Annotated in this window: 1 protein-coding gene; it reads right to left on the bottom strand. The window is 38.2% G+C overall.

What is annotated here, in order from left to right; translation table 11 throughout:
* Window positions 1–261: MBG domain-containing protein (locus ETC07_RS16135; RefSeq protein WP_205742568.1), on the bottom strand; the 261-nt coding region annotated here is incomplete at its 3' end.
* Window positions 262–293 lie beyond the last annotated feature (32 nt).

Here is a 293-nt window from a genome sequence, read left to right as displayed (position 1 = left end):
CCAACCTTCTTTAACTTGGGCTTTATAAACCACGCGCATTTGTGTTGCACCTGTCATAGTTCCAACTTTTTCCATTCCAGCTTGAGTTAACTGAACTGTATTCTTGCCTGCAGGTGTCATTTCATTAGCACCATCTACAAAAGTATAATCAGTCCCTTGTTCAAGTGATACCCAGTTATTGTCCTTGTCTTTAACTTGCATATCCACAGACAAGAGATTTTGATTTGAATCCATGTCATCGGTAACTTTCAGATAATCCATATAAACTTTATCACCTTTATGAACACGTCCAC

It is taken from the genome of Halomonas borealis (assembly GCF_004798905.1).
GTDB lineage: Bacteria > Pseudomonadota > Gammaproteobacteria > Pseudomonadales > Halomonadaceae > Halomonas > Halomonas borealis.
The sequence above is the reverse complement of the archived record's forward strand: the minus strand, read 5'-3'. Positions and strand labels throughout refer to the sequence as shown.